Here is a 22,169-nt window from a genome sequence, read left to right on the forward strand (position 1 = left end):
AACTTCGCGCCTTCAAGGGATTTTGTATCCAGAACAGGTAAGGTTTTTTCATGCACACGTTTGGCAACCGCCGTGATATCGACGGATTACGGGCACTGGCGGTTATTCCCGTCGTACTGTTTCATTTCGGATTCACTACATTCAGCGGCGGTTTTGTCGGCGTTGATGTGTTCTTCGTCATTTCCGGCTTCCTGATCACCTCGATCCTGTTCCGCGAAATCAGCGCCCAGCGTTTCAGTTTTCTCGACTTCTGGGGACGTCGTGCCCGGCGCATTTTGCCGGCATTGACCGTGGTCGTGGTGGTGACACTGGCGTTGGGCTGGCTGTTGCTGACGGCCAAAGACCTGGCCGAACTGGGGCGGACGATTCGTTACCAGTCGCTGTTCATTTCCAACATCCTGTTCATGCGTGAAGACGGCTACTTTGCGCCCGCCTCGGAACTCAAGCCGTTGCTGCATACCTGGTCGCTGGCGGTGGAGGAGCAGTACTACATCTTCTTCCCGTTGATGATGGTGTTGCTGATGCGGTATGTCCGCCATTGGCGCTGGATGTTGTTTGCCGTCCTGCTGGTGTCGTTCGGCTTGAACATCATCTACATCGAGCGCAGACCTGAATTCGCCTTTTTTGCGCTGCCGACCCGCGCTTGGGAACTGCTCTGCGGGGCCATGCTGGCGGTGTTGCCCGTGTCCAAGCATGTTGCGCGGCCGTGGCTTCGTCAGTCTGTCGGCCTGACCGGACTGGCGGCAGTACTGGTGGCGATCTTCACCTTCGACAAAACCACAGTGTTCCCGGGTTGGGCGGCGCTGTTGCCGGTATTGGGCACGACGGCGTTGATCTGGTCAGGTGCCCAGGGCCCGACGTGGGCTGGCCGGTTGTTGAGTGTCCGGGCTCTGGTCTGGATCGGCTTGCTGTCCTACTCGCTTTACCTGTGGCATTGGCCGGTTTACGTGTACGCCAACGCGATCTCCATCGACGGCATCCAGCCGCTGGAAGCAATCGGCTGGATGGCACTCGCGTTGGCGCTGGCCTGGCTGAGCCTGCGTTACATCGAACTGCCGTTTCGTGAGAAGCGTGTATTCGCCAGTCGTAATTCGGTGTTGGTCGGCGGTTTGGTGTCGATCACCGTGCTGGCGATCACCGGCTCGGTGATTCGCTCGGCAGACGGTATACCACAGCGTCTGACCGGCAAGGCGCTGGAATATGCGCAATCGCGCGAGTGGAATGCCGGGCAGTCGAAGTGCATGCATCTGAGCACGGACAAGGCACTGACCAAATCCTGCCTTGTGGGTGGCGATCAGAAAATTGCGGCGACAAAAATGTTCTGGGGCGACAGTCACGCCGCTGCATTGCTGCCGGCCATCGAAGGCAATGCCGGGCGCAACGTGCAGCCGGTGTGGTTGTACAGCTTGACTGGATGCCCGCCGATCATCGATGACCACTTGCGCCCTCAGTGCAAAGACTTCAACCAGCGCAACATGGACCGTATCACGAGTCTGGGGATCAAGGACGTGGTTCTGGCGGCGAACTGGAGCCTCTACGTTTATGGTCGTGAAGATGGCGATGGCGATCTACAGTTCCTGCTCGATCGCAAGGACAACCCACGCCAGGCAGAGCAGCGCATGGCCGCCGCCCTCAAGGCGCAAGTGGCCGAGCTGCGTGAAGCGGGTGTACAAGTCTGGCTGTTCAAGGAAGTGCCGCTGCAACACAAGAGCTTCATCGACCGTCTGACCAGTCTGGCGCGCATCGGCCGTTCGGCAGAAGGGCTCGGTCGTCCGCTCAACGAACATCTGGCGCGCCAGCAGTTTTTCACTAACCTGTTCGGCTCGATGAGCGCCGCTGATTCCGGCATCCACGTCATCGATCCGACGCCGCTGATGTGCAAGGACGGCTTGTGCGCCATCGATGTCGACGGCCACTCGCAGTACAAGGATGCCGATCATCTTTCCGACGTTGGCAGCGCCAGACTGAGCCCGTTGTTTGCGCCGTTGATGCTGGGCACCAGCGACAATTGATTGATGCCGGGCTCTGACGGGCTGCTGTTTGCCCGTCAGAGCAGGTAGGATGTACGCCTATTTTGAGGGTGCCATCGTCAATGAAATTCAAGGATCTTCGGGATTTCGTGCAGCAGCTTGAGCAGCGCGGAGAGTTGAAACGCATCCAGATTCCCGTCTCGCCGGTGCTGGAGATGACTGAGGTGTGCGACCGCACGCTGCGGGCCAAGGGCCCGGCGCTGCTGTTCGAGAAACCCACCGGCTATGACATTCCGGTGCTCGGCAACCTGTTCGGCACCCCTGAGCGGGTAGCCATGGGCATGGGCGCCGAGTCGGTCAGCGAGTTGCGCGAAATCGGCAAGCTGCTGGCCTTCCTCAAGGAGCCGGAGCCGCCGAAGGGCTTGAAGGACGCGTGGTCGAAGCTGCCGATCTTCCGCAAGATCATCTCGATGGCGCCGAAAGTCGTCAAAGACGCGGTGTGCCAGGAAGTGGTCATCGAAGGCGACGATGTCGACCTGGCGATGCTGCCGGTGCAGACCTGCTGGCCCGGCGACGTTGGCCCGCTGATTACCTGGGGCCTGACCGTCACCAAAGGCCCGAACAAGGACCGCCAGAACCTCGGCATCTACCGTCAGCAAGTGATCGGCCGCAACAAGGTAATCATGCGCTGGCTCAGCCACCGTGGCGGCGCCCTCGATTTCCGCGAGTGGTGCGAAAAGCATCCGGGCCAGCCGTTCCCGGTATCCGTGGCCCTGGGCGCGGATCCGGCGACCATTCTCGGCGCGGTGACGCCGGTGCCGGACAGCCTTTCCGAATACGCTTTCGCCGGTCTGCTGCGCGGTAACCGCACCGAACTGGTCAAGTGCCGTGGCAACGACCTGCAGGTGCCGGCCACCGCCGAAATCATCCTCGAAGGCGTGATCCATCCCGGCGAAATGGCCGATGAAGGCCCGTACGGCGACCACACCGGCTACTACAACGAAGTCGACAGCTTCCCGGTGTTCACCGTCGAGCGCATCACTCACCGGATCAAACCGATCTACCACAGCACCTACACCGGCCGTCCGCCGGATGAGCCGGCGATCCTCGGCGTGGCGCTGAACGAAGTGTTTGTGCCGATCCTGCAGAAGCAGTTCCCGGAAATCACCGACTTCTACCTGCCGCCGGAAGGCTGCTCATATCGCATGGCCGTGGTGACGATGAAGAAGTCGTATCCGGGGCATGCCAAGCGCGTGATGCTCGGTGTCTGGTCGTTTTTGCGACAGTTCATGTACACCAAGTTCGTTATCGTCACTGATGACGACATCAACGCTCGGGACTGGAACGACGTGATCTGGGCCATCACCACGCGCATGGACCCCAAGCGCGACACGGTGATGATCGATAACACGCCGATCGACTACCTGGACTTCGCCTCGCCGGTGTCCGGCCTGGGCTCGAAAATGGGCCTGGATGCCACCCACAAGTGGCCGGGCGAAACCACTCGCGAGTGGGGCCGCGTGATCGTCAAGGACGACGCTGTCACCCAGCGGATCGATGCCATCTGGAATCAGTTAGGAATAGATTGATGCGTGTAACCCTGCAGCCTTCCGGAGCGGTGCTTGAGATACGGCCCGGTGAGCGGATTCTCGACGGCGCGCGGCGCCTGGGCTACGACTGCCCGCAAAGCTGCCGCAACGGCAATTGTCACGTGTGCGCGGCGCTGCTGGTTGAAGGTCGCGTCGAGCAGGCCGGCAAAGTGCATGACCACGGTGAGTTCTACACTTGCATAGCCGAGCCGCTGGAAGACTGCATCCTGCTGTGGGATGGCGTGCTCGCGCTGGGAGAACTGCCGGTGCGCAGCCTGTCGTGTCAGGTCATCGAATGTCGTGAGGTCGGTGGCGACACCTGGCGCGTGCGTCTGCGTGCACCGGCGGGCAAGCCACCGCGCTATCACGCCGGGCAGTATTTGATGATCGAGCGCGAAAACGGCGAAAAGTCGGCGTTCTCCATGGCTTCGGCACCTCACGGCGGACGTGATCTGGAAATCCATGTGCTGGCGCGCGAAGCCAGTGCACTGAGCCTGATTGAACAGCTGCAGCGCAACGCGATGGTGCGCGTCGAGCTGCCGTTCGGCGACACCCACCTGGCTGAATTGCCCGATGGGCCGTTGGTGCTGATTGCCGCCGGGACAGGCATGGGTCAGATTCACAGCCTGATCGAACACTGCCGCGCCAATGGCTTCAAGCACCCCGTGCATCTGTACTGGGGCGTGCGTCGTCCGGAAGATTTCTATGAGATCGAACACTGGGACGAATGGCTGAAGTTGCCCAACCTGTTCCTGCACAAAGTCGTCAGCGATCAGTGCGGTTGGGAAGGGCGCTGCGGGATGCTGCACGAGGCGGTCTGTGAGGACTTCCCGGATCTGAAACCGCTGCACGTCTACGCCAGTGGCTCGCCGGCTATGGTCTACGGCACTCTGGATGCACTGGTGGAAGCGGGGATGGATGCTCATCAAATGCGTGCCGACGTGTTCGCTTACGCCCCGCGCTCCTGATTCTTTATAACTCTCTATATAGCCGATCGGTATTTATGTAATTGCATAAATACCGCTAGGTTATATATCAGTCAGGCAATCAATTAAGAACTGTGCCATGGCACTCAAATTGCCTTGAAAGATATGTGCCTTATTGTTACAGCGGTGCGTTCTATTAAGTAATTCTTCACCCGCGGGGAGCTGAACGCTATTCGCCATGAGCGCCATTGAAAACGCTTTTCTGAATTTGAATTACCCTCCGCGGCTCGATCTTGGGCCGCAGCTGACGCACGAACAACTTCTCGCTTCCATGCAATCGACCATGGCGCGCCACAAGGGCGGGCCGGTGTGGCTGTTCGCGTACGGTTCGCTGATCTGGCGACCGGAGTGTTCGGCGGTGGAGCGGGTGCGCGGACGTGTGCATGGCTACCATCGCGGCTTGTACCTGTGGTCGCACGAGCATCGCGGTACGCCGGAAATGCCCGGTCTGGTGTTTGGTCTGGATCGCGGCGGTTCGTGCAGTGGCTTCGCTTATCGCTTGCCGGACGACAATCTCGACGCGGCGCTGTACGCCTTGTGGAAACGCGAGATGCCAGTGCCGTCCTACCGGCCACACTGGCTCAACTGCCGGCTCGAAGACGGTACTCAGGTGCAGGCGTTGGGATTTGTTCTGGAGCGACACCTGCCCAGCTATGCCGGCAACTTGCCGGATCACGTGCTGAGCCAGGTGTTCGCAAGCGCTTGCGGACGTTACGGCACCACTCGCGATTATGTCGAACAGACTGCCCACGCCCTGCGCAGCCACGCCATGCCAGACCGCAATCTGGAGGCGCGGCTCAAGCGCTGTAAGTCACAAAGCGATCAAGCGACCGCTTCACGGCTCTGACTAGCGACTTGCTTGTGCCACAGCGTCGGGGCCAGGAAGGCCATCGACAGCAGGCAAGCGCCTACCAGCAGCACGAAACCGCCATCCCAGCCGAAATGGTCCACGGTGTAGCCCATCGCCGCGCTGGCCGCGACCGAACCGCCCAGATAACCAAACAGACCGGTGAAACCCGCAGCCGTGCCGGCGGCTTTTTTCGGTGCCAGCTCCAGCGCCTGCAGCCCGATCAGCATCACCGGGCCGTAGATCAGGAAGCCGATCGAGAACAGCGCGATCATGTCGACGGTCGGGTTGCCGGCCGGGTTGAGCCAGTAAACCAGGGTCGCCACAGTTACCAGTGCCATGAACACCATGCCGGTCAGGCCACGGTTGCCACGGAAGATCTTGTCCGACATCCAGCCACACAGCAGCGTGCCCGGAATGCCCGCCCACTCGTAGAAGAAATAGGCCCACGAGGTTTTATCCACGGTGAAACCCTTGGCTTCCTTGAGGTAGGTCGGTGCCCAGTCGAGCACGCCGTAGCGCAGCAGGTAGACGAAGACGTTGGCCATGGCGATGTACCAGAGCATTTTGTTGCGCAGCACGTATTTGACGAAGATTTCCTTGGCACTGAATTCGTCTTCGTGGCTGGCGTCGTAGCCTTCCGGGTAATCGTTCTTGTACTTCTCGATCGGCGGCAGGCCCACCGATTGCGGGGTGTCGCGCATGGTGATGAACGCGAAAATCGCCACGCCCAGCGCCACGGCTGCCGGTACGTAGAACGCTGCATGCCAGTCGTTGAACAAGCCCATACCGAGCAGGAACAGCGGCCCGATCAGACCGCCGCCGACGTTATGCGCCACGTTCCATACCGACACCACGCCACCGCGTTCCTTCTGCGACCACCAGTGCACCATGGTCCGGCCACTTGGCGGCCAGCCCATGCCCTGGGCCCAGCCGTTGATGAACAACAGAATGAACATCATGGTCACGCTGGACGTTGCCCAAGGTGCGAAACCGAAAATGAACATCACCCCGGCCGAGACCAGCAGGCCGAACGGCAGGAAGTAACGCGGGTTGGAACGGTCGGACACCAGGCCCATGAGGAATTTCGACAAGCCATAGGCAATGGCGATAGCCGACATCGCCAGACCCAGATCGCCGCGGCTGTAGCCTTCGTCGATCAGGTACGGCATGGCCAGCGAGAAGTTTTTGCGCAGCAGGTAATAACCCGCGTAGCCGATGAAAATACCGGCGAAGATCTGCCAGCGCAGGCGTCGGTAGGTGCTGTCTATTTTTTCTTCAGGCAATGGAGCCTGATGTGCGGCAGGACGAAAGAAAGCAAACATTCAAGAGCTCCAGATTTCTTGTTTTGACTGCGGATGCGAATGTTACAGTTTCGTTACCGAAAATAGCACCGGTTCGCATCGAGCAAATAGCGGAAAATGTTGGAAGTCGCGCGTTCCTTTACGAACCTGTCGCTCAGCTGTAAGAACAGGGCGTTTTTGTCGCGTTCGGAATGTTGTGTCTTAGACTCGCGATCTATGGATCGACTGATTTCGCGAGATAAACGATGACCCCGACAATTCGCAGGCTATTGCCCAGACTGTTGATGGTCGCAGCGGTGACTGTTTCAGTGTTGGCACTGAGCCTCGCCCAAGGTTCTGCGGCGCCAGGCTTGCGCAACGTCACCGTGTTGATCGTCCGTCATGCGGAAAAGCCTGAAGTCGGCCGTGAACTCAATGCCCGGGGCGAACAACGCGCTGCGGCTTATGCCGACTATTTCACGCCGTTGAAACTGGATGACCAGACGCTCACCCCTCAGCGCCTGATCGCTACCGCCGACAGCCCGGAAAGCATGCGACCACGGCAAACATTGATCCCGCTGTCCCAGCGCCTGCAACTGCCCATCGAACAGCCTTGCGCCAATAACCAGGTCGACGAACTGGTTAGTCTGCTGCGCAAGCACAATCAGGCGAAAACCGTGCTGATTGCCTGGCACCACGGCCATATCAACAAACTGATTGCCGCTTTCGGCGGCGATGGCGCGGCGCTGATCGGCCAACCGAAATGGCCAGTGGATGTGTATGACTGGCTGATTGTTCTGCGCTTCGATGACAAGGGGCAGTTGATCCAGTCGCGTAGTCGGAAGGTTCAGGAACAGTTGATGCCCGGTGACGTTGCCGTCGCGAACGGCAGCTAAACATCCGTCGGAAAAATTACCTGCGACTATTCGCGTAGTAGGTTCGCCTGATTTCCCGAAGGAATCAGGGAAACGTCCTGCATGCATCGGCGAACCTGCGCCATTCAGTTAAAAGTCGTTGCTCAGTAACCTTTGTGTTGTTGCCGGATAGGGCAACTCACTAGGGAAGGGCAGGATCATGCGCTGGTTTTTTGCTGGTTTTTGGTTGTTGGTCGGCTGTTCTGCGCTGGCCTCAGAGGTGTTTTTGATACCGGAAAACAATCCCAAGCCGATTTATCCTCTAGAGCTGCAAAGGGCAGGTGTAACGGGCGAAGTGAAGGTTCGTTTCGTCGCCAGTGCTGATGGCTCAGTCGGCGAAATCAGCATTCGAGAGAGCACTCACCCTGACTTTTCCGATGCGGTTCGAGTCGCGATAGCGCAGTGGCGTTTCAAGCCTTGGACGGTTGAAGGCGGTAAACCTGAGCAACAGGAAATCATCGCGCCGATGATTTTCAGGCTCGATTTGGATCAAACCATTCATGTCAACCAGCAACTGAAAGTCTTGCGATGCGGTACGGTTAACGAGCATCTGGTCAATATTGCCGAGTATTCATGGATCGATTCTGCGGTGTTCGCACAAACTCGCGCCTATCTATCAAACGTCTTCCATAAAACTCAACTGCCGGATGAACAGCGCTTGGCGATGATTGCCAAGATGAACCAGCAGGTTGAGAGGATCGTCAGAGGGTGTCGAGAGAGCCCTACGCGCAAATTCATAAGCCTGTTGCCCGCGGAGATTCGCGAGTTGCTTTGATAACACAGGCCAGAACGACCGAGCCGGGCATTCTGGCCTGCATCGAAAGATCACTCAGCGCACCTGCACCACTACCTTGCCCACGGCCTTGCGCTGGCCAAGATCATTGATCGCCTGCGCCGCATTGCTCAGCGGATACACCTGCGACACCAGCGGTTTCAACTTGCCTTCGGCAAACCAGCCGAACAATTGCTGGAAGTTCGCCGCGTTGTCCTGTGGCTGGCGCTGGGCGAAGGAGCCCCAGAACACGCCAAGTACTGCTGCGCCTTTGAGCAGGGCGAGGTTGACCGGCAGTTCCGGGATGCGCCCGCTGGCGAAACCGACCACCAGCAATCGGCCGTTCCAGGCGATGGCGCGGATGGCTTGATCGAACAGATCGCCGCCGACCGGATCGTAAATCACGTCGGCGCCCTGGCCGTCGGTGAGGCGTTTGATCTCGTCCTTGAGGCTGGATTCGCTGTAGTTGATCAATTCATCGGCGCCGGCAGCCTTGGCCACCGCGAGTTTCTCCGCGCTGCTGGCGGCGGCGATCACGCGGGCGCCCATGGCTTTGCCGATTTCCACGGCAGCCAGACCGACACCGCCGGACGCACCGAGCACCAGCAGGGTTTCACCCGGTTGCAGGTTGGCGCGTTGTTTGAGGGCGTGCATCGAGGTGCCGTAGGTCATGCTGAACGCGGCGGCGGTGTTGAAATCCATCGACGGCGGAATCGGCAGCACGTTGTAGCCCGGCACCGCGACCTGCTCGGCGAAGCTGCCCCAACCGGTCAGCGCCATGACCCGGTCACCGACCTTGAGGTGGCTGACCTTTTCCCCGACTTCGCGCACTACGCCAGCCGCTTCGCCACCCGGCGAGAACGGGAAGGGCGGCTTGAACTGGTATTTGCCCTCGATGATCAGCGTGTCCGGGAAGTTGACTCCGGCGGCGTGCACGTCCAGGAGGATTTCGTTCTTCTTCGCGACAGGGCTGGCGACGTCTTCCAGCACCAGCGATTCGGCAGGGCCGAAGGCTTTGCACAGCACGGCTTTCATCAGGGCTATTCCTTTGGGAGTGATGGCCGATAAGTGTAGGTGTGTGAATCAACGGGTCAACGAGCATGCCCGGCCCTGATAGTCAGCCATAAGCTTGTGCTTGCGCGGCGGGTCGTTATGCTAGGCCGCAAACCGGATAAGGAGCGAATTGTGAAAGCGTGGATCATGTTGTTGCTGGCCCTGTCTCTGCCTGTGGCAGCGCTGGCCGAAGAAGCCAAAGAAGGCGAGGCGCCGAAGGTCAACTACATCACCCTGAGCCCGCCGTTCGTGGGCAACTATGGGCTGGACGGCACGCCGAAGCTGAAGGTCTACAAGGCCGACGTGGCGCTGCGTGTGACCGGTGAGGAGGCGACCAAACTGGTCAAGGCCAACGAACCGCTGATTCGCAATCAACTGGTGGCGCTGTTCACTCAGCAGACCACCGAGGCGATGGGCAGCATCGAAGGCAAGGAAAAGCTGCGTCAGGAAGCGTTGAAGCAGACCCAGCAAGTGATGAATGACGAGACCGGCAAGCCGGTGGTTGAAGACTTGCTGTTCAACAACCTGATCATTCAGTAAGTACGTTGGCTGCTGTTCAGGACGCCAGGCTTTTGCGAAAACGTGCCAGGGCGATGACGAAGAACAGCAGGCCGATGGCCGTCAGCGCCAGCAAGTCCGGCCAGACCACGCTCAGCCCAGCGTCGCGAAACAGAATCGCGGCGCTAAGGCTGACAAAATGCGTGGACGGTGAGCCCTGCATGACCCACTGCAGCCATTGCGGCATGCTGTCCAGTGGCGTGCTGCCGCCCGACAGCAGCAACATCGGGATGATCACCGGAATCGCCAGCAAGCCGAACTGCGGCGTCGAGCGCGCCAGGGTCGCCAGAAAGATCCCTAACGCGGTACTGGCAAACAGATAAACCGCAGTCACCAGCAAAAACAGACTCATCGAGCCGGACAACGGCACGCCGAGTGCGCCTTTGACCACCACCTCCAGCGACAGCCAGGTGCACAGCACCACCACCAGCAGGTTGCTCCAGATTTTCGCCAGCATGATTTCCAGCGCCGTCAGCGGCAGCACCAGCAAATGGTCGAGCGTGCCGTGCTCGCGTTCGCGCAGCAGCGCAGTACCCGTGAGGATGATCGCCAGAATGGTGATGTTGTTGACGATCTGAATCACCGCCAGAAACCAGCCACCCTCCAGATTGGTGTTGAACAGCGCGCGGGTGGTCAGTTGAATCGGCGTCTTGCTCGCGGCATCGCTCTGGCCGCCATAGGCTTGCAGTTCGCGCTGGAAGATCCGGCTGATGTAGCCAGCGCCCATGAACGCCTGGCTCATCGCGGTGGCATCGACGTTGACCTGAATGGCCGGTTGCCGCGCCGCCAGTAGATCGGTTTGAAACCCCGCCGGAATGTTGATGACGAAGGTGTACTGGCCGCTGTCCATGACCTGGTCCAGTTGCGGGTAGGGGAGCAGCACTGGCGTCTGGAATTCCGGCGGTTGCAGGGCCTGGGCCAACTGGCGCGAGAGGGCGCTGTGGTCTTCGTCGACGATCGCCACGCTGGCGTTGTGCACGCCGATCACCGAACCGGCGGCGGGCATGTAGATCGCTACGGTGAAGGCGTAGAACAGGAACAGCAGCAACACGCTGTCGTGGCGCAGGCTGGTCAGTTCCTTTAGCCCCAGGCGCAGGATGTGCGCGAACTTGTGCATCAGGCCTCCTGCTTTTTCAGCATGATCAGGCTCAGCCCGGTAAACCCGACAAAGAACCCGAACAGCGCCAGGCACTGCGGCCACAGCTGTCGCAGGTCCAGCGCTTTGGTGAACGTGCCCACGGCGATGTCGAGAAAGTGTCCTGCCGGAAACAGCATGCCCATCACCGCAGCCGCTCCTTCCAGTGAAGAACGCGGCACGATCAGTCCAGAGAACTGGATGGTCGGCAGGCTGGTGATGATCATGGTGCCGAGGATCGCCGCGATTTGCGTGCGGGTGAACGCCGAGATCAGCAGGCCCATGCTGGTGGTCGCCAGCACATACAACAGGCCGCCAAACGCCAGCGTCAGCAGGCTGCCCTTGAACGGCACGCCAAACAGCCAGCGGTTCATCGCCACCAGCAGTGCGAGATTGACCAGACTGACCAGCAGGTATGGCGCCTGTTTGCCCAGCAGAAACTCCAGGCGGGTCAGGGGCGTGGCGTAGAAGTTGGTGATCGAGCCGAGTTCTTTTTCGCGCACGATGCCGAGTGCGGTGAGCATCGCCGGAATGAACGCCAGAATCAGCGCCATGACCCCGGGGCCAATAGCGTTGACGCTGACCACGTCCTGGTTGTAACGAAAGCGCGTTTCCAGGCTGGCACCCGCCTGATGGTTCACTGCGGGGCTGCTCTGTTCGGCCAACTGTTGCAGGTTGGCCAGGTGCACGGCTTCGACATAATTGCGGCTGGTCTCGGCGCGGAACGGCATGCCGCCGTCCAGCCACGCCGCCACCGCAGGCTGGCGCCCGGCGTACAGGTCGCGGCCAAATCCGGGCGGGATTTCCAGCGCCAGTTTGATTTCCGAGCGTTGCAGGCGGCGGTGCAGCTCTTGAGCGTCGTGGATGGCTGGCCGCTCATCGAAGTAACGCGAACCGCGAAAGGCTTCCAGATAGGCTCGGCTCTGCGGGGTTTGATCCTGATCGTAAACGGCGAACGCGAGGTTCTCTACGTCGAGGGAAATTCCGTAGCCGAAAATCACCATCATGAAAATCGCCCCCGCCAGCGCAAAAGCCATGCGCACCTTGTCGCGCAGCAACTCCTTGCCTTCGCGGCTGGCCACTGCCAGCAGGCGACCGAGGCTGAAACCGCTCTGTTTGAGCGGCAGCGCATTGGCCGCTGGCGCCGTCGACGATTCACTCGCGGGCACCGAGTCGACAGTGCCCTGGGCTTGTTCCAGACACGTCACGAAAGCGGCTTCCAGCGTCTCTCCGGCAAATTGACGCTGCAGCGCTACCGGGGTGTCGCACGCCAGGACTTTGCCGGCGTGCATCAGCGAAATGCGGTCGCAGCGCTGGGCTTCGTTCATGAAGTGGGTGGAGAGAAAAATCGTCACGCCTTGCTCGCGGGACAGTTCGATCAGCAGTCGCCAGAAGTCATCACGGGCTGCCGGGTCGACGCCGGAGGTCGGCTCATCGAGGATCAGCACCTCCGGACGATGCAACACCGCGACCGCCAGCGACAGGCGTTGACGCAGCCCGAGAGGCAGGGCACCGGACGGCTGATCGGCGACGCTGAGCAGGTTGAAGCGTTGAATAAGTGCGTCGATGCGTTGTGCGCTCTCGGCCTTGGGCAAGTCGAACAGCCGGGCGTGCAGTTCGAGGTTCTGCCGCACACTCAGTTCGCCATACAGCGAAAAGCTCTGGGACATGAAGCCGACCCGCTTGCGCGTGGCCAGATCCTTGGCGTCCACCGGATTGCCCAGCAGTGTCGCGCTGCCTTCGCTGGCCGGCATCAGCCCGGTCAGGACTTTCATGGTCGTGGTCTTGCCGCAGCCGTTGGAGCCGAGAAAACCGAAAATCTCGCCGCGACCGATGGCGAAGCTGACGTGATCCACCGCAGTGAAGTCGCCGAAGCGCAGCGTCAGGTCGTGGGCTTCGATGGCAATGTCGGTGGTGCCGCCAGTACGCGGCGGAATGACCAACGGCTGAGCGTCGTGATGACTGTCGCCCTGGAAGTGTGTGAAGGCTTCATCGAGTTTGCCGCTGGGGGTGACGGCTGCCAGCTCGCGGCTCAGACCGGTGGCAATCAACTGGCCGTTGTCGAGCATCAGGCAATGCTCGAACTGTTCGGCTTCTTCCATATACGCGGTGGCAACCAGCAGGGTCAGTTGCGGGCGCTCGCGTCGTACATCGTCGATCAGCTCCCAGAAGCGTCGGCGTGAGAGCGGGTCGACGCCGGTGGTCGGCTCATCGAGGATCAACAGATCCGGCTCATGGATCAGTGCGCAGCACAGGCCCAGCTTCTGTTTCATGCCGCCGGACAACTTGCCGGCGGGGCGCTCGGCGAACTTCAGCAGGTCGGTGGCGAGCAGCAGATTGTGCATGCGTTGCTCGCTGTCGGCTTTCGACAGGCCGAACAGCGTGGCGAAGAACTGAATGTTTTCGCGGATCGACAGTTCGGGATACAGGTTGCCGCCCAATCCCTGGGGCATGAAGGCGATGCGCGCATACAGCGTGTCGCGGTGGCGGCGCTGCTGGATCGGCCCGCCGAGGACGTCCAGTTGCCCTTGCTGCAAGGCCTTCACGCCGGCGATCAGCCCGAGCAGGCTGGACTTGCCCGCACCATCGGGGCCGATCAGCCCGCAGCGGGTGCCGGCGGGCAGGCTGAAGGTGATAGCGCTCAGCGCTTGCTGTTTGCCGTAACGGTGCGCGATCGCGTTCGCCTGAACCGCGAGGCTGTTCATTGCAAATTGGCCGGCCAGGCAATCGGCGCGGTGCGCACATAACCGGCGCCGGGCATGCCGGGCTTGGCTTGCGGCACGGCGCTGGGTTGGGTCAGGCGCAGCTTGACGCGGAACACCAGTTTTTGCCGCTCGTCACGGGTCTCGACCTCTTTGGGGGTGAACTGCGATTTGCCGGCGACAAAACTGATTTTCGCTGGCAAGGGCTTGTCGGGCAGGGCATCGAGCAGCACCCGGGCTTCATCGCCCACCGCCAGACGCCCGGCCACCGAGGCGGACAGGTAGAGGTTCATGTACTGATCGTTGGGATCAATCAACAGCAGGACGCGGCCACCGGCGCCCAGCACTTCCCCGGGTTCGGCCATGCGTAACTGGATCACGCCATCAATCGGCGCGCGCAGGCTGCTGTCGTCGATTTCGCTGGTCAGTTGAGCGACCTGTGCCTGCGCCGCGCCGATCGCTGCAGCGACCGCCGACACTTGGGCGCGGGCCGCCGTCACGGCAGCATTGCCGGTGCCGATACGCGACTGCAATTGATCGATAACCTGGGCGCTGACGAAACCGTGCTTGAACAGCGACTGAGAGCGCCCCAGTTCCTGCTGGGCCAGCAGCAGTTCACTCTGGCGCAATTGCACATTGGCCTCGGCGGCGTTGAGGTTTTCCCGGGCGCGCAAGACTTCGGCTTCGGCCTGAGTGCGCTGGGCTTCGAGGGTGCGGGTGTCCATGCGCGCGAGCAGTTGGCCCTTGTTGACCTTGTCGCCTTCATCGACCAGCACCTCGGCCAGGCGTCCGGGTGTCTTGCTGGCGATCTGTACTTCGGTGGCTTCCAGCCGACCGTTGCCCATCGACAGCCCTTCGACCAGACGGCTGCTGATCGACATCCAGTAACCGAGCCCGCCGGCGGCGGCGAGTAACACCAGAAGCGACCCGGCGTATAAAAGTGAAGAGCGGCTGTGCGTCGACATGGGGGCATCCTGCGGCTGTGGCGTGCAGTCTGACTGTTCAAGCGTTCCAGTCGCTTGATGTCAGTCAACCGAGCGCCAAGCCTAGCCCCTTTTTCGGCTAATAACCGTGACCGGGCAGTTCTCAGCGCAAGCCGAGCACGGCGGCCCACTGTTCGGCCGTCACGGGCATGACCGACAGGCGACTGCCTTTTTGCACCAGCGGCATGTCGGCCAGCGCGGTCTGCTGCTTGAGGTAATCCAGCTTCAATACCCGGACGAACGTCTCGACGTGCGCAACATCGATCGCGCTCCAGGCATTTTTCTCGGGTGTAGCCTTCGGATCGAAGTAATGACTCTCTGGCTCCAGTGCGGTGGGATCCGGGTACGCCGCGACGATTATTTTGCCGATTCCGGCAATACCCGGTTCCGGGCAGCTGGAATGGTAGAAAAAGAACTCGTCGCCCGCCGCCATCGCCCGCAGGAAGTTACGCGCCTGATAGTTGCGAACCCCGTCCCAGCGCGCTGTGCCGAGTTTTTCCAGGCCTTTGATCGAGAGTTCGTCGGGCTCGGACTTCATCAGCCAATAGGCCATGGTTTTTTGCTCCTGAAACGGTCATTGGGCAGGTTGTCGGGCAATTTTATGACAAACCGACAGTCGGTTGACGTCAGCGTTTGCGCGCAGGTTCACGTTGTCGCAAAATGCCGGCCTTTAAAGCTTGACGCTGCTGCACGGCCTACAAACGGAAACCGCTGCTGTCATCGTGATGATGTGCCTTGAGGGGGGCAATCGATGAAACGCAAACCGGATTTACTATGGACTTTGGTAATTTTGTTTGGCCTGGGTGTCGTAACCACCGGTTATGCGCAGAGCCTGTGGTCCAACAAGACCGATGCGCCGATTGAAGTCGCGCAACAGGTGCAACAGTCGACAGCTTTCAAGCGCTGAAACGAATTTTTCGACGCCGCTGATCTGCGCGGCGTCCTATCCTGCGAAATACCACGCCTTGTCGCTGACCGTGCCTTGTAACGGTACATCCCAGCTGGCCTGCGCCAAGCGTTCGACCTTCTGACACTCATGGGCCAGGCCCAGCAGCGTCGGCTTGCGCCAGTTTTTGCGCCGAGCCAGATACGCCAGGCTGCGATCGTAAAAGCCGCCGCCCATCCCCAGTCGCCCGCCGGCATCGTCAAACCCTACCAACGGCAATAACACCAGATCCAGTGCCCAGACCTTGCGTTGCTGTGCCAGATTGGCTCGCGGCTCGAGAATGCGGAAGCGATTGGGTTTAAGTTTCTCGCCGGGACGAATGCGTTGGAAAACCATCTTGGTGCGTGGCCAGGCGCTGAGCACCGGCAGATAAGTCGATTTACCCCGACGCTGCGCTTCACGCAGCAGCAGGCGCGGATCGATTTCACCGTCGGTGGGCAAATACAAAGAGATATGTCTGGCCCGGCGAAAGTGCGGGTCTTGTGCCAGTTGCCGGTACAGGCCTTTGGCGGCCTGGCGTTGTTCGCTTTTGCTCAGCGAACGGCGCGCCTTGCGCAGCAGGCGGCGGAGTTGCGGGCGGGGCAGCAACGCGGGTTCGGTCATGGTTCGGCTTCGGCAGGTTGGACGAAAACGTACGCATAAAAAATCCGATGGCGGTTTTCACCGACATCGGATTCGAATCAGGCTCCCCGGATGAACCGCTGTCAACTTAGCCCTTGAACCCGAAAGTTCAAGGTGGAAGATGCAGTAGACTTTAAGGCTTTCCGTCTAGCGGACATGCACACCAGCCCAACGTGCAACTTCCAGGGTAGTGCGAATCGGCTCAGGGACATCGTCAACTGGCAAGCACCCCAGGGAGTGCCGCGAGTATACCGCAAGCGGCCGGTTGAATCAGCCCTTGCTGGTGTTCTGATCGTCGGCGAGGACCAGATCGACACGATCGAGCAAGTCGCGCACCTGTTCACGGGTCGAACCGCTGGCCTGGATATCCGGACGCTCTTCTTTGTGCAAGAGGTCGTGGGTGATGTTCAGCGCGGCCATCACGGCGATACGGTCGGCACCGATGACTTTGCCGCTGCTGCGGATCTCGCGCATCTTGCCATCCAGGTAGCGCGCGGCACTCACCAGATTGCTGCGTTCTTCCTGCGGGCAGATGATCGAATACTCTTTGTCGAGGATCTGCACGGTAACGCTATTGCTTGAACTCATGAGTCTTGCTCCAGGGCCTTGAGGCGCGAAATCATCGATTCGACCTTACGCCGGGCGATTTCGTTTTTTTCAATGAGGTGAGCGCGTTCCTCGCGCCAGGTTTTTTCCTGAGCTAGTAAGAGTGCATTTTGACTCTTTAGTTGCTCGACTCGGCCAATCAGCAGTTCGAGTCTGGCCATCAGCGCTTGCAGGTCGGTGTCTTCCATTGTGTCCACGTGTTCGTCTGATGGGAGATAGCTGGCGGACAGCCTTTAATAGTCTTGGCGAGTCTGTCGATGTAGGATACAAGGCCTTCATTCTAGACATAGCGCCGTCTGGCGCCTAGCTGCCCATGACCAATGCGAATTCCCCGTACCAAGCCTTTGCCACCCTGCTGACTTCCAGCGGCCACAACGTCTCGCCTGCCGAACTGCATGGCCTGCTGCTCGGGCGCAGTTGCGCCGGTGCCGGCTTCGATAACGAAGGCTGGCTGATCGACGCCGCCGAACTGCTCGAAGGCGACATCCAGGACAACGTCCGCAACGCCCTGATCGGCCTGCAAGAGATGGTCAAAGGCGAACTGACCGGCGACGACGTCACTGTCGTTCTGCTGCTGCCGACCGATGACGCGCCGCTGGCTGACCGCGCCGCTGCTCTGGGCCAATGGTGCCAAGGCTTCCTCAGCGGTTTCGGCCTGAACTGCCGCGACAGCAGCATGCTCAGCACTGAAGCCACCGAAGTGCTGCAGGATCTGGCGGCGATCTCTCAGGTGCAAGACGCCCTCGAAGAATCCGAAGACGGCGAAACCGACTACATGGAAGTCATGGAATACCTGCGCGTCGCGCCGCTGCTGCTGTTCTCGGAAACCAAGAAAGCCGACGTGCCGCCAGCCGCCAAGCCGTCGCTGCATTAATCGCGTGCCAGGGAAAGCCATCTGCCCATGACCCATATCCCGAAAGCGGAATACAGCCGTCGCCGCAAGGCCCTGATGGCGCAGATGGAACCCAACAGCATCGCAATCCTGCCTGCCGCCGCGGTGGCAATTCGCAACCGCGACGTCGAGCATGTCTACCGTCAGGACAGCGACTTCCAGTACCTCAGCGGATTCCCAGAGCCGCAAGCCGTCATCGTCTTGATGCCCGGCCGTGAACATGGCGAGTACGTGCTGTTCTGCCGTGAGCGCAACGCCGAACGCGAATTGTGGGACGGCTTGCGCGCAGGCCAGGAAGGCGCGATCCGCGATTTCGGTGCCGACGACGCTTTCCCTATTACCGATATCGACGACATCCTCCCGGGCCTGATCGAAGGCCGCGACCGGGTGTATTCGGCGATGGGCAGCAACCCGGAATTCGATCGGCACCTGATGGACTGGATCAATGTGATCCGCTCCAAGGCGCACCTCGGCGCCCAGCCGCCGAACGAATTCGTTGCCCTGGATCATCTGCTGCATGACATGCGCCTGTATAAATCGGCGGCAGAAGTGAAGGTGATGCGCGAAGCCGCACGGATCTCGGCGCAAGCCCATATCCGCGCGATGCAGGCCAGCCGGGCCGGGCTTTACGAGTACAGCCTCGAAGCCGAACTCGATTACGAATTCCGCAAGGGTGGGGCGAAGATGCCGGCCTACGGCTCGATCGTCGCCGCCGGGCGCAACAGCTGCATCCTGCATTACCAGCAGAATGACGCGCTGCTCAAGGACGGCGACCTGGTATTGATCGACGCCGGTTGCGAGATCGACTGCTACGCCAGTGACATCACCCGCACCTGGCCGGTCAACGGCAAGTTTTCGCCCGAGCAGAAAGCGATCTATGAGTTGGTGCTGGCCTCGCAGGAAGCCGCGTTCGCCGAAATCGCCCCGAACAAGCACTGGAATCAGGCGCACGAAGCCACGGTTCGAGTGATTACCACAGGGCTGGTGAAACTTGGATTGCTGCAAGGCGAGGTCGACGAGTTGATCGCCAGCGAAGCTTATAAAGCCTTTTACATGCACCGCGCCGGTCACTGGCTGGGTATGGATGTACACGACGTTGGCGAGTACAAGGTCGGCGGCGAGTGGCGGGTGCTCGAGGTCGGCATGGCGCTGACCGTGGAACCGGGTATCTACATCGCCCCGGACAATCAGAACGTCGCGAAGAAATGGCGCGGCATTGGCGTACGCATCGAGGACGACGTGGTGGTGACCAGAACCGGTTGTGAAATCCTCACCAGCGGCGTGCCGAAAACCGTCGCTGAAATCGAAGCGCTGATGGCGCAAGCAAGGACACACGCGGCATGAGTCGAGTCAATCTGGCAATCATCGGTGGCGGTCTGGTCGGCGCCAGTCTGGCGTTGGCCTTGCAGGCCGGCGCCAAGGCCCGTGGCTGGAAGATCGTGCTGATCGAACCGTTTGCACCGGGCGACAGTTGGCAGCCGAGCTACGATGCACGTTCGTCGGCGCTGTCCTTTGGTTCGCGGCAGATTTATCAACGGCTGGGCGTGTGGCAGGAAATCTCCCGTCGCGCCGAGCCGATCAAACAGATTCACGTGTCCGACCGTGGCCGTTTCTCCACCGCGCGCTTGTCGGCGATGGAAGAAGGCGTGCCTGCGCTCGGTTACGTGGTGGAAAACGCCTGGCTCGGCCAGTGCCTGTGGCAACACATCGACAAAGACGTAATCAGTTGGCGCTGCCCGGCGGAAGTCACGCGCATGGAACCGCTGCCCGACGGCTATCGCCTGACCCTCAACGATGAAACCACCCTTGAATGCGACCTCGCGGTGCTTGCCGATGGCGGTCGTTCCGGGCTGCGCGAACAGTTGGGCATCAACGTGCGCAAGCGCCCGTACAACCAGAGCGCGCTGATCGCCAACATCACCCCGAGCGAAGCACACAACGGCATGGCCTTCGAGCGCTTCACCGACGAAGGGCCGATGGCCTTGCTGCCGCTGCCGGACAACCGCTGCGCATTGGTCTGGACCCGTCTGGGCATGGACGCGCAACGTCTGGCGGATTTGAGCGAGCGTGATTTCCTCAGCGAATTGCAGGGGGTGTTCGGTTATCGCCTCGGCACGCTGAAACAGGTTGGTGCGCGGCATTTGTATCCGTTGTCGCTGGTCGAAGCCGAAGAACAAGTGCGCTCGCACCTGGCCGTGCTTGGTAACGCGGCGCACAGCCTGCACCCGATTGCCGGCCAGGGTTTCAACCTGTCGCTGCGTGACGCTGATGCTTTGGCTGCGGCGCTGTTGGCCAGCGATAAACCGCTGGGCGACTTCGCCACGTTGCAGGCGTATCGCGAGCGTCAGCGTCTCGATCAGGACCTCACCGTCGGTTTCTCCGATCAGGTCACGCGCCTGTTCGGCAGCACCCAGCCGCTGGTTTCGCTGGGGCGTAACATCGGCCTGCTCGGCCTTGATCTGTTGCCGCCGGCCAAGCGCTGGTTTGCCCGTCAGGCGATGGGGTTGGGAACGCGTCCGGATGCTTAAGTGGCTGACCGCAAAATTCGGCAAGGCGCGACTGATGCGCTGGGTGATGACGTTCTACCCGCCGTACCTTGGCGCCGGTGTTCGGGTTCGGCATATCAGCGATGACTTCCGCGACGTTCAGGTGTCGATGGGGCTGGGCTGGTACAACCGTAACTATGTCGGCACGCAGTTTGGCGGCAGTCTGTATTCGATGGTCGATCCGTTCTTCATGCTGATGCTCATGGAAAACCTCGGCTCGCGCTACATCGTCTGGGACAAGGCCGCTGACATCGACTTCATTGCACCGGGCAAAGGCCCGGTGTTCGCCCGGTTCACCATCGACGAGACACTGCTCGCCGAGATCCGCCGGCAAACCGCCAATGGCGAGAAATACCTGCCGCAGTTGCAGGTCGACATTCATGACGGCGCCGGCAACCTCGTGGCGCGGGTCGGTAAAACCCTTTACGTGCGGCTCAAGCCGCAAGCGAGACAGGCTTAAAGCATGGAAATGCGCGCAGATCTGCTGATTGTCGGAGCCGGAATGGTCGGCAGCGCCCTGGCGCTGGCGTTGCAGGACAGCGGGCTGGAAGTCCTGCTGCTCGACGGCAGCCCGCTGAGCGTCAAACCCTTCGACGCCGAAGCCGCTTTTGAGCCGCGAGTAAGTGCCTTGTCGGCAGCCAGCCAGCGCATTCTTGAACGCCTCGGCGTCTGGGAAGGCATCGCCAAGCGGCGCAGTAGCCCGTACACCGACATGCATGTCTGGGACGGCAGCGGCACCGGGCAGATTCATTTCTCGGCAAGCAGCGTGCATGCCGATGTGCTTGGTCATATCGTCGAAAACCGCGTGGTGCAGGATGCCTTGCTCGACCGTTTGCACGATTGCGATCTGGGCATGCTGGCCAATGCGCGGCTGGAGCAGATGCGCCGCTCGGGCGATGACTGGTTGCTGACGCTGGCCGATGGTCGCCAGTTGCGTGCGCCGTTGGTGATCGCGGCGGACGGTGCCAATTCGGCGGTCCGCCGCCTCACCGGGGTGGCCACGCGCGAGTGGGATTATCTGCATCACGCCATCGTCACCAGTGTGCGCAGCAGCAAACCGCACCAAATGACCGCGTGGCAGCGCTTTACCGATTACGGGCCATTGGCGTTTCTGCCGCTGGAGCGTGACGGGCAGCAGGATTGGTGTTCGATCGTCTGGTCGACCACGCCGAGCGAAGCCGAGCGCTTGATGGCGCTGGATGAAGCGGATTTCTGCCGAGAGCTGGAGCGTGCCTTTGAAGGTTGTCTCGGCGAAGTCATCAGTGCCGATCCGCGACTGTGCGTGCCGCTGCGTCAGCGTCATGCCAAACGTTACGTGGCTGAAGGCCTGGCGTTGATCGGTGATGCGGCGCACACCATTCACCCGTTGGCGGGGCAGGGTGTCAACCTGGGTTTCCTTGATGCGGCGGTGTTGGCGGAAGTGCTGTTGCAGGCGGCGGAGCGCGGTGAGCGTTTGGCGGATGTGAAGGTGCTGAGCCGTTACGAACGCCGCCGCATGCCGCACAACCTGGCGCTGATGGCGGCGATGGAAGGGTTTGAGCGGTTGTTCCAGGCCGATCCGTTGCCGGTGCGCTGGTTGCGTAATGCCGGGTTGAAGCTGGTGGAGCAGATGCCGGAGGCGAAAGCTCTATTTGTGCGTGAAGCCCTTGGCTTGACCGGCGATCTTCCGGCCCTCGCCAAACCCTGACCTCTCCATTGAGGCTGTTGGCCTCTTCGCGAGCAGGCTCGCTCCCACATTTGAAATGCATTCCAATGTGGGAGCGAGC

22 protein-coding genes and 1 other RNA gene are annotated in these 22,169 nt (G+C 60.7%); 13 read left to right on the top strand and 10 right to left on the bottom strand.

All coding sequences use genetic code 11. The features are described 5' to 3' along the window. Positions 1-50 precede the first annotated feature (50 nt). The 4 genes from M9827_RS12955 (at position 51) to M9827_RS12970 (ending at position 5,392) form a co-directional block, all read left to right on the top strand. On the top strand, positions 51-2,012 hold the full coding sequence (locus tag M9827_RS12955) for an acyltransferase family protein (RefSeq protein ID WP_250605729.1): 1,962 nt from the start codon (positions 51-53) through the stop codon (positions 2,010-2,012). Positions 2,013-2,092: 80 nt separating this feature from the next. Next, positions 2,093-3,559, top strand: coding sequence for a 4-hydroxy-3-polyprenylbenzoate decarboxylase (ubiD, locus tag M9827_RS12960; RefSeq protein WP_003229330.1), 1,467 nt, complete (start codon positions 2,093-2,095; stop codon positions 3,557-3,559). Continuing rightward, positions 3,559-4,527, top strand: coding sequence for a CDP-6-deoxy-delta-3,4-glucoseen reductase (locus M9827_RS12965; protein ID WP_250605730.1), 969 nt, complete (start codon positions 3,559-3,561; stop codon positions 4,525-4,527). The genes ubiD and M9827_RS12965 overlap by 1 nt, the downstream gene beginning before the upstream one ends. 196 nt (positions 4,528-4,723) lie before the next feature. Further along, entirely contained in the window at positions 4,724-5,392 is a 669-nt protein-coding gene (locus M9827_RS12970; RefSeq protein WP_250605731.1) for a gamma-glutamylcyclotransferase, read from the top strand. Here the strand turns inward: M9827_RS12970 and glpT are convergent. Next, on the bottom strand, positions 5,368-6,717 hold the full coding sequence (gene glpT / locus M9827_RS12975; RefSeq protein ID WP_250605732.1) for a glycerol-3-phosphate transporter: 1,350 nt from the start codon (positions 6,715-6,717) through the stop codon (positions 5,368-5,370). The genes M9827_RS12970 and glpT overlap by 25 nt on opposite strands. A 224-nt stretch (positions 6,718-6,941) precedes the next feature. Here glpT and M9827_RS12980 point away from each other — a divergent pair, with 224 nt between their 5' ends. Both M9827_RS12980 and M9827_RS12985 read left to right on the top strand, forming a co-directional pair. Then, positions 6,942-7,571 carry a flagellar basal body-associated protein FliL gene (locus M9827_RS12980; protein WP_250605733.1) on the top strand — a complete coding sequence of 210 codons (630 nt, stop codon included), beginning with the start codon at positions 6,942-6,944 and terminating at the stop codon, positions 7,569-7,571. A 178-nt stretch (positions 7,572-7,749) separates the two neighbouring features. Continuing rightward, on the top strand, positions 7,750-8,364 hold the full coding sequence (locus tag M9827_RS12985) for an energy transducer TonB (RefSeq protein ID WP_250605734.1): 615 nt from the start codon (positions 7,750-7,752) through the stop codon (positions 8,362-8,364). A gap of 54 nt (positions 8,365-8,418) precedes the next feature. Here the strand turns inward: M9827_RS12985 and M9827_RS12990 are convergent, their stop codons facing one another. Continuing rightward, positions 8,419-9,396 carry an NADPH:quinone oxidoreductase family protein gene (locus M9827_RS12990; RefSeq protein WP_250605735.1) on the bottom strand — a complete coding sequence of 326 codons (978 nt, stop codon included), beginning with the start codon at positions 9,394-9,396 and terminating at the stop codon, positions 8,419-8,421. 150 nt (positions 9,397-9,546) lie between these two features. Between M9827_RS12990 and M9827_RS12995 the strand changes: the two genes are divergently transcribed. Next, positions 9,547-9,954: a flagellar basal body-associated protein FliL gene (locus tag M9827_RS12995; RefSeq protein WP_027610485.1), complete on the top strand. Its 408-nt coding sequence runs from the start codon at positions 9,547-9,549 to the stop codon at positions 9,952-9,954. Between the two features lie 16 nt (positions 9,955-9,970). Here M9827_RS12995 and M9827_RS13000 read toward each other — a convergent pair whose 3' ends face one another. From M9827_RS13000 to M9827_RS13015, 4 genes are all read right to left on the bottom strand, one after another. Continuing rightward, the gene (locus M9827_RS13000) at positions 9,971-11,089 is read right to left on the bottom strand and encodes an ABC transporter permease (RefSeq protein ID WP_250605736.1); all 1,119 of its coding nucleotides are present in this window, start codon (positions 11,087-11,089) and stop codon (positions 9,971-9,973) included. Continuing rightward, on the bottom strand, positions 11,089-13,812 hold the full coding sequence (gene rbbA / locus M9827_RS13005; RefSeq protein WP_250605737.1) for a ribosome-associated ATPase/putative transporter RbbA: 2,724 nt from the start codon (positions 13,810-13,812) through the stop codon (positions 11,089-11,091). The genes M9827_RS13000 and rbbA overlap by 1 nt, the downstream gene beginning before the upstream one ends. Beyond that, positions 13,809-14,774, bottom strand: a complete 966-nt coding sequence (locus tag M9827_RS13010) for an HlyD family secretion protein (protein ID WP_095049388.1) — start codon at positions 14,772-14,774, stop codon at positions 13,809-13,811. The genes rbbA and M9827_RS13010 overlap by 4 nt, the downstream gene beginning before the upstream one ends. 121 nt (positions 14,775-14,895) lie before the next feature. Beyond that, the gene (locus tag M9827_RS13015; RefSeq protein WP_250605738.1) at positions 14,896-15,345 is read right to left on the bottom strand and encodes an EVE domain-containing protein; all 450 of its coding nucleotides are present in this window, start codon (positions 15,343-15,345) and stop codon (positions 14,896-14,898) included. Between the two features lie 198 nt (positions 15,346-15,543). Here M9827_RS13015 and M9827_RS13020 point away from each other — a divergent pair, with 198 nt between their 5' ends. Continuing rightward, entirely contained in the window at positions 15,544-15,699 is a 156-nt protein-coding gene (locus M9827_RS13020; protein ID WP_095186895.1) for a hypothetical protein, read from the top strand. A 36-nt stretch (positions 15,700-15,735) separates the two neighbouring features. On the opposite strand, the gene M9827_RS13025 is transcribed toward M9827_RS13020, so the two are convergent. The 4 genes from M9827_RS13025 to M9827_RS13040 all read right to left on the bottom strand — a co-directional run bounded on the left by M9827_RS13025 (position 15,736) and on the right by M9827_RS13040 (position 17,153). After that, positions 15,736-16,341 carry a 5-formyltetrahydrofolate cyclo-ligase gene (locus tag M9827_RS13025; protein WP_502943453.1) on the bottom strand — a complete coding sequence of 202 codons (606 nt, stop codon included), beginning with the start codon at positions 16,339-16,341 and terminating at the stop codon, positions 15,736-15,738. 79 nt (positions 16,342-16,420) lie between these two features. After that, positions 16,421-16,599: non-coding RNA, 6S RNA (gene ssrS, locus M9827_RS13030), on the bottom strand. 30 nt (positions 16,600-16,629) lie between these two features. Beyond that, complete coding sequence (locus M9827_RS13035) at positions 16,630-16,947, bottom strand: cell division protein ZapA (RefSeq protein ID WP_093429754.1); 318 nt, start codon at positions 16,945-16,947, stop codon at positions 16,630-16,632. Further along, positions 16,944-17,153, bottom strand: a complete 210-nt coding sequence (locus M9827_RS13040) for a TIGR02449 family protein (RefSeq protein WP_007911197.1) — start codon at positions 17,151-17,153, stop codon at positions 16,944-16,946. Before M9827_RS13040 ends, M9827_RS13035 begins: the two co-directional genes overlap by 4 nt. Before the next feature lie 125 nt (positions 17,154-17,278). On the opposite strand from M9827_RS13040, the gene M9827_RS13045 reads away from it, so the two are divergent. The 5 genes from M9827_RS13045 to M9827_RS13065 are packed head-to-tail and all read left to right on the top strand — an operon-like array spanning position 17,279 to position 22,090. Then, positions 17,279-17,839 carry a YecA/YgfB family protein gene (locus M9827_RS13045; protein WP_250605739.1) on the top strand — a complete coding sequence of 187 codons (561 nt, stop codon included), beginning with the start codon at positions 17,279-17,281 and terminating at the stop codon, positions 17,837-17,839. A 27-nt stretch (positions 17,840-17,866) separates the two neighbouring features. Beyond that, positions 17,867-19,201 carry a Xaa-Pro aminopeptidase gene (pepP, locus tag M9827_RS13050; RefSeq protein WP_250605740.1) on the top strand — a complete coding sequence of 445 codons (1,335 nt, stop codon included), beginning with the start codon at positions 17,867-17,869 and terminating at the stop codon, positions 19,199-19,201. Further along, positions 19,198-20,385 (top strand): 2-octaprenyl-6-methoxyphenyl hydroxylase, encoded by a 1,188-nt coding sequence (gene ubiH, locus M9827_RS13055; protein WP_250605741.1) that lies wholly within the window; start codon positions 19,198-19,200, stop codon positions 20,383-20,385. The genes pepP and ubiH overlap by 4 nt, the downstream gene beginning before the upstream one ends. Beyond that, positions 20,378-20,863: a DUF4442 domain-containing protein gene (locus M9827_RS13060; RefSeq protein ID WP_250605742.1), complete on the top strand. Its 486-nt coding sequence runs from the start codon at positions 20,378-20,380 to the stop codon at positions 20,861-20,863. Before ubiH ends, M9827_RS13060 begins: the two co-directional genes overlap by 8 nt. 9 nt (positions 20,864-20,872) lie before the next feature. Beyond that, positions 20,873-22,090, top strand: a complete 1,218-nt coding sequence (locus tag M9827_RS13065; RefSeq protein WP_250605903.1) for a 2-octaprenyl-3-methyl-6-methoxy-1,4-benzoquinol hydroxylase — start codon at positions 20,873-20,875, stop codon at positions 22,088-22,090. Positions 22,091-22,169: the final 79 nt, after the last annotated feature.

This window comes from Pseudomonas sp. AKS31 (genome assembly GCF_023634765.1).
Lineage (GTDB): Bacteria > Pseudomonadota > Gammaproteobacteria > Pseudomonadales > Pseudomonadaceae > Aquipseudomonas.

Bases quoted from the DNA above. Each gene is read 5' to 3' on its own strand.
- M9827_RS12955 (WP_250605729.1), top strand. From the start codon at position 51: ATGCACACGTTTGGCAACCGCCGTGATATCGACGGATTACGGGCACTG.
- ubiD (WP_003229330.1), top strand. From the start codon at position 2,093: ATGAAATTCAAGGATCTTCGGGATTTCGTGCAGCAGCTTGAGCAGCGC.
- M9827_RS12965 (WP_250605730.1), top strand. From the start codon at position 3,559: ATGCGTGTAACCCTGCAGCCTTCCGGAGCGGTGCTTGAGATACGGCCC.
- M9827_RS12970 (WP_250605731.1), top strand. From the start codon at position 4,724: ATGAGCGCCATTGAAAACGCTTTTCTGAATTTGAATTACCCTCCGCGG.
- glpT (WP_250605732.1), bottom strand. From the start codon at position 6,717: ATGTTTGCTTTCTTTCGTCCTGCCGCACATCAGGCTCCATTGCCTGAA.
- M9827_RS12980 (WP_250605733.1), top strand. From the start codon at position 6,942: ATGACCCCGACAATTCGCAGGCTATTGCCCAGACTGTTGATGGTCGCA.
- M9827_RS12985 (WP_250605734.1), top strand. From the start codon at position 7,750: ATGCGCTGGTTTTTTGCTGGTTTTTGGTTGTTGGTCGGCTGTTCTGCG.
- M9827_RS12990 (WP_250605735.1), bottom strand. From the start codon at position 9,396: ATGAAAGCCGTGCTGTGCAAAGCCTTCGGCCCTGCCGAATCGCTGGTG.
- M9827_RS13000 (WP_250605736.1), bottom strand. From the start codon at position 11,089: ATGCACAAGTTCGCGCACATCCTGCGCCTGGGGCTAAAGGAACTGACC.
- rbbA (WP_250605737.1), bottom strand. From the start codon at position 13,812: ATGAACAGCCTCGCGGTTCAGGCGAACGCGATCGCGCACCGTTACGGC.
- M9827_RS13010 (WP_095049388.1), bottom strand. From the start codon at position 14,774: ATGTCGACGCACAGCCGCTCTTCACTTTTATACGCCGGGTCGCTTCTG.
- M9827_RS13015 (WP_250605738.1), bottom strand. From the start codon at position 15,345: ATGGCCTATTGGCTGATGAAGTCCGAGCCCGACGAACTCTCGATCAAA.
- M9827_RS13020 (WP_095186895.1), top strand. From the start codon at position 15,544: ATGAAACGCAAACCGGATTTACTATGGACTTTGGTAATTTTGTTTGGC.
- M9827_RS13025 (WP_502943453.1), bottom strand. From the start codon at position 16,341: ATGACCGAACCCGCGTTGCTGCCCCGCCCGCAACTCCGCCGCCTGCTG.
- M9827_RS13035 (WP_093429754.1), bottom strand. From the start codon at position 16,947: ATGAGTTCAAGCAATAGCGTTACCGTGCAGATCCTCGACAAAGAGTAT.
- M9827_RS13040 (WP_007911197.1), bottom strand. From the start codon at position 17,153: ATGGAAGACACCGACCTGCAAGCGCTGATGGCCAGACTCGAACTGCTG.
- M9827_RS13045 (WP_250605739.1), top strand. From the start codon at position 17,279: ATGACCAATGCGAATTCCCCGTACCAAGCCTTTGCCACCCTGCTGACT.
- pepP (WP_250605740.1), top strand. From the start codon at position 17,867: ATGACCCATATCCCGAAAGCGGAATACAGCCGTCGCCGCAAGGCCCTG.
- ubiH (WP_250605741.1), top strand. From the start codon at position 19,198: ATGAGTCGAGTCAATCTGGCAATCATCGGTGGCGGTCTGGTCGGCGCC.
- M9827_RS13060 (WP_250605742.1), top strand. From the start codon at position 20,378: ATGCTTAAGTGGCTGACCGCAAAATTCGGCAAGGCGCGACTGATGCGC.
- M9827_RS13065 (WP_250605903.1), top strand. From the start codon at position 20,873: ATGCGCGCAGATCTGCTGATTGTCGGAGCCGGAATGGTCGGCAGCGCC.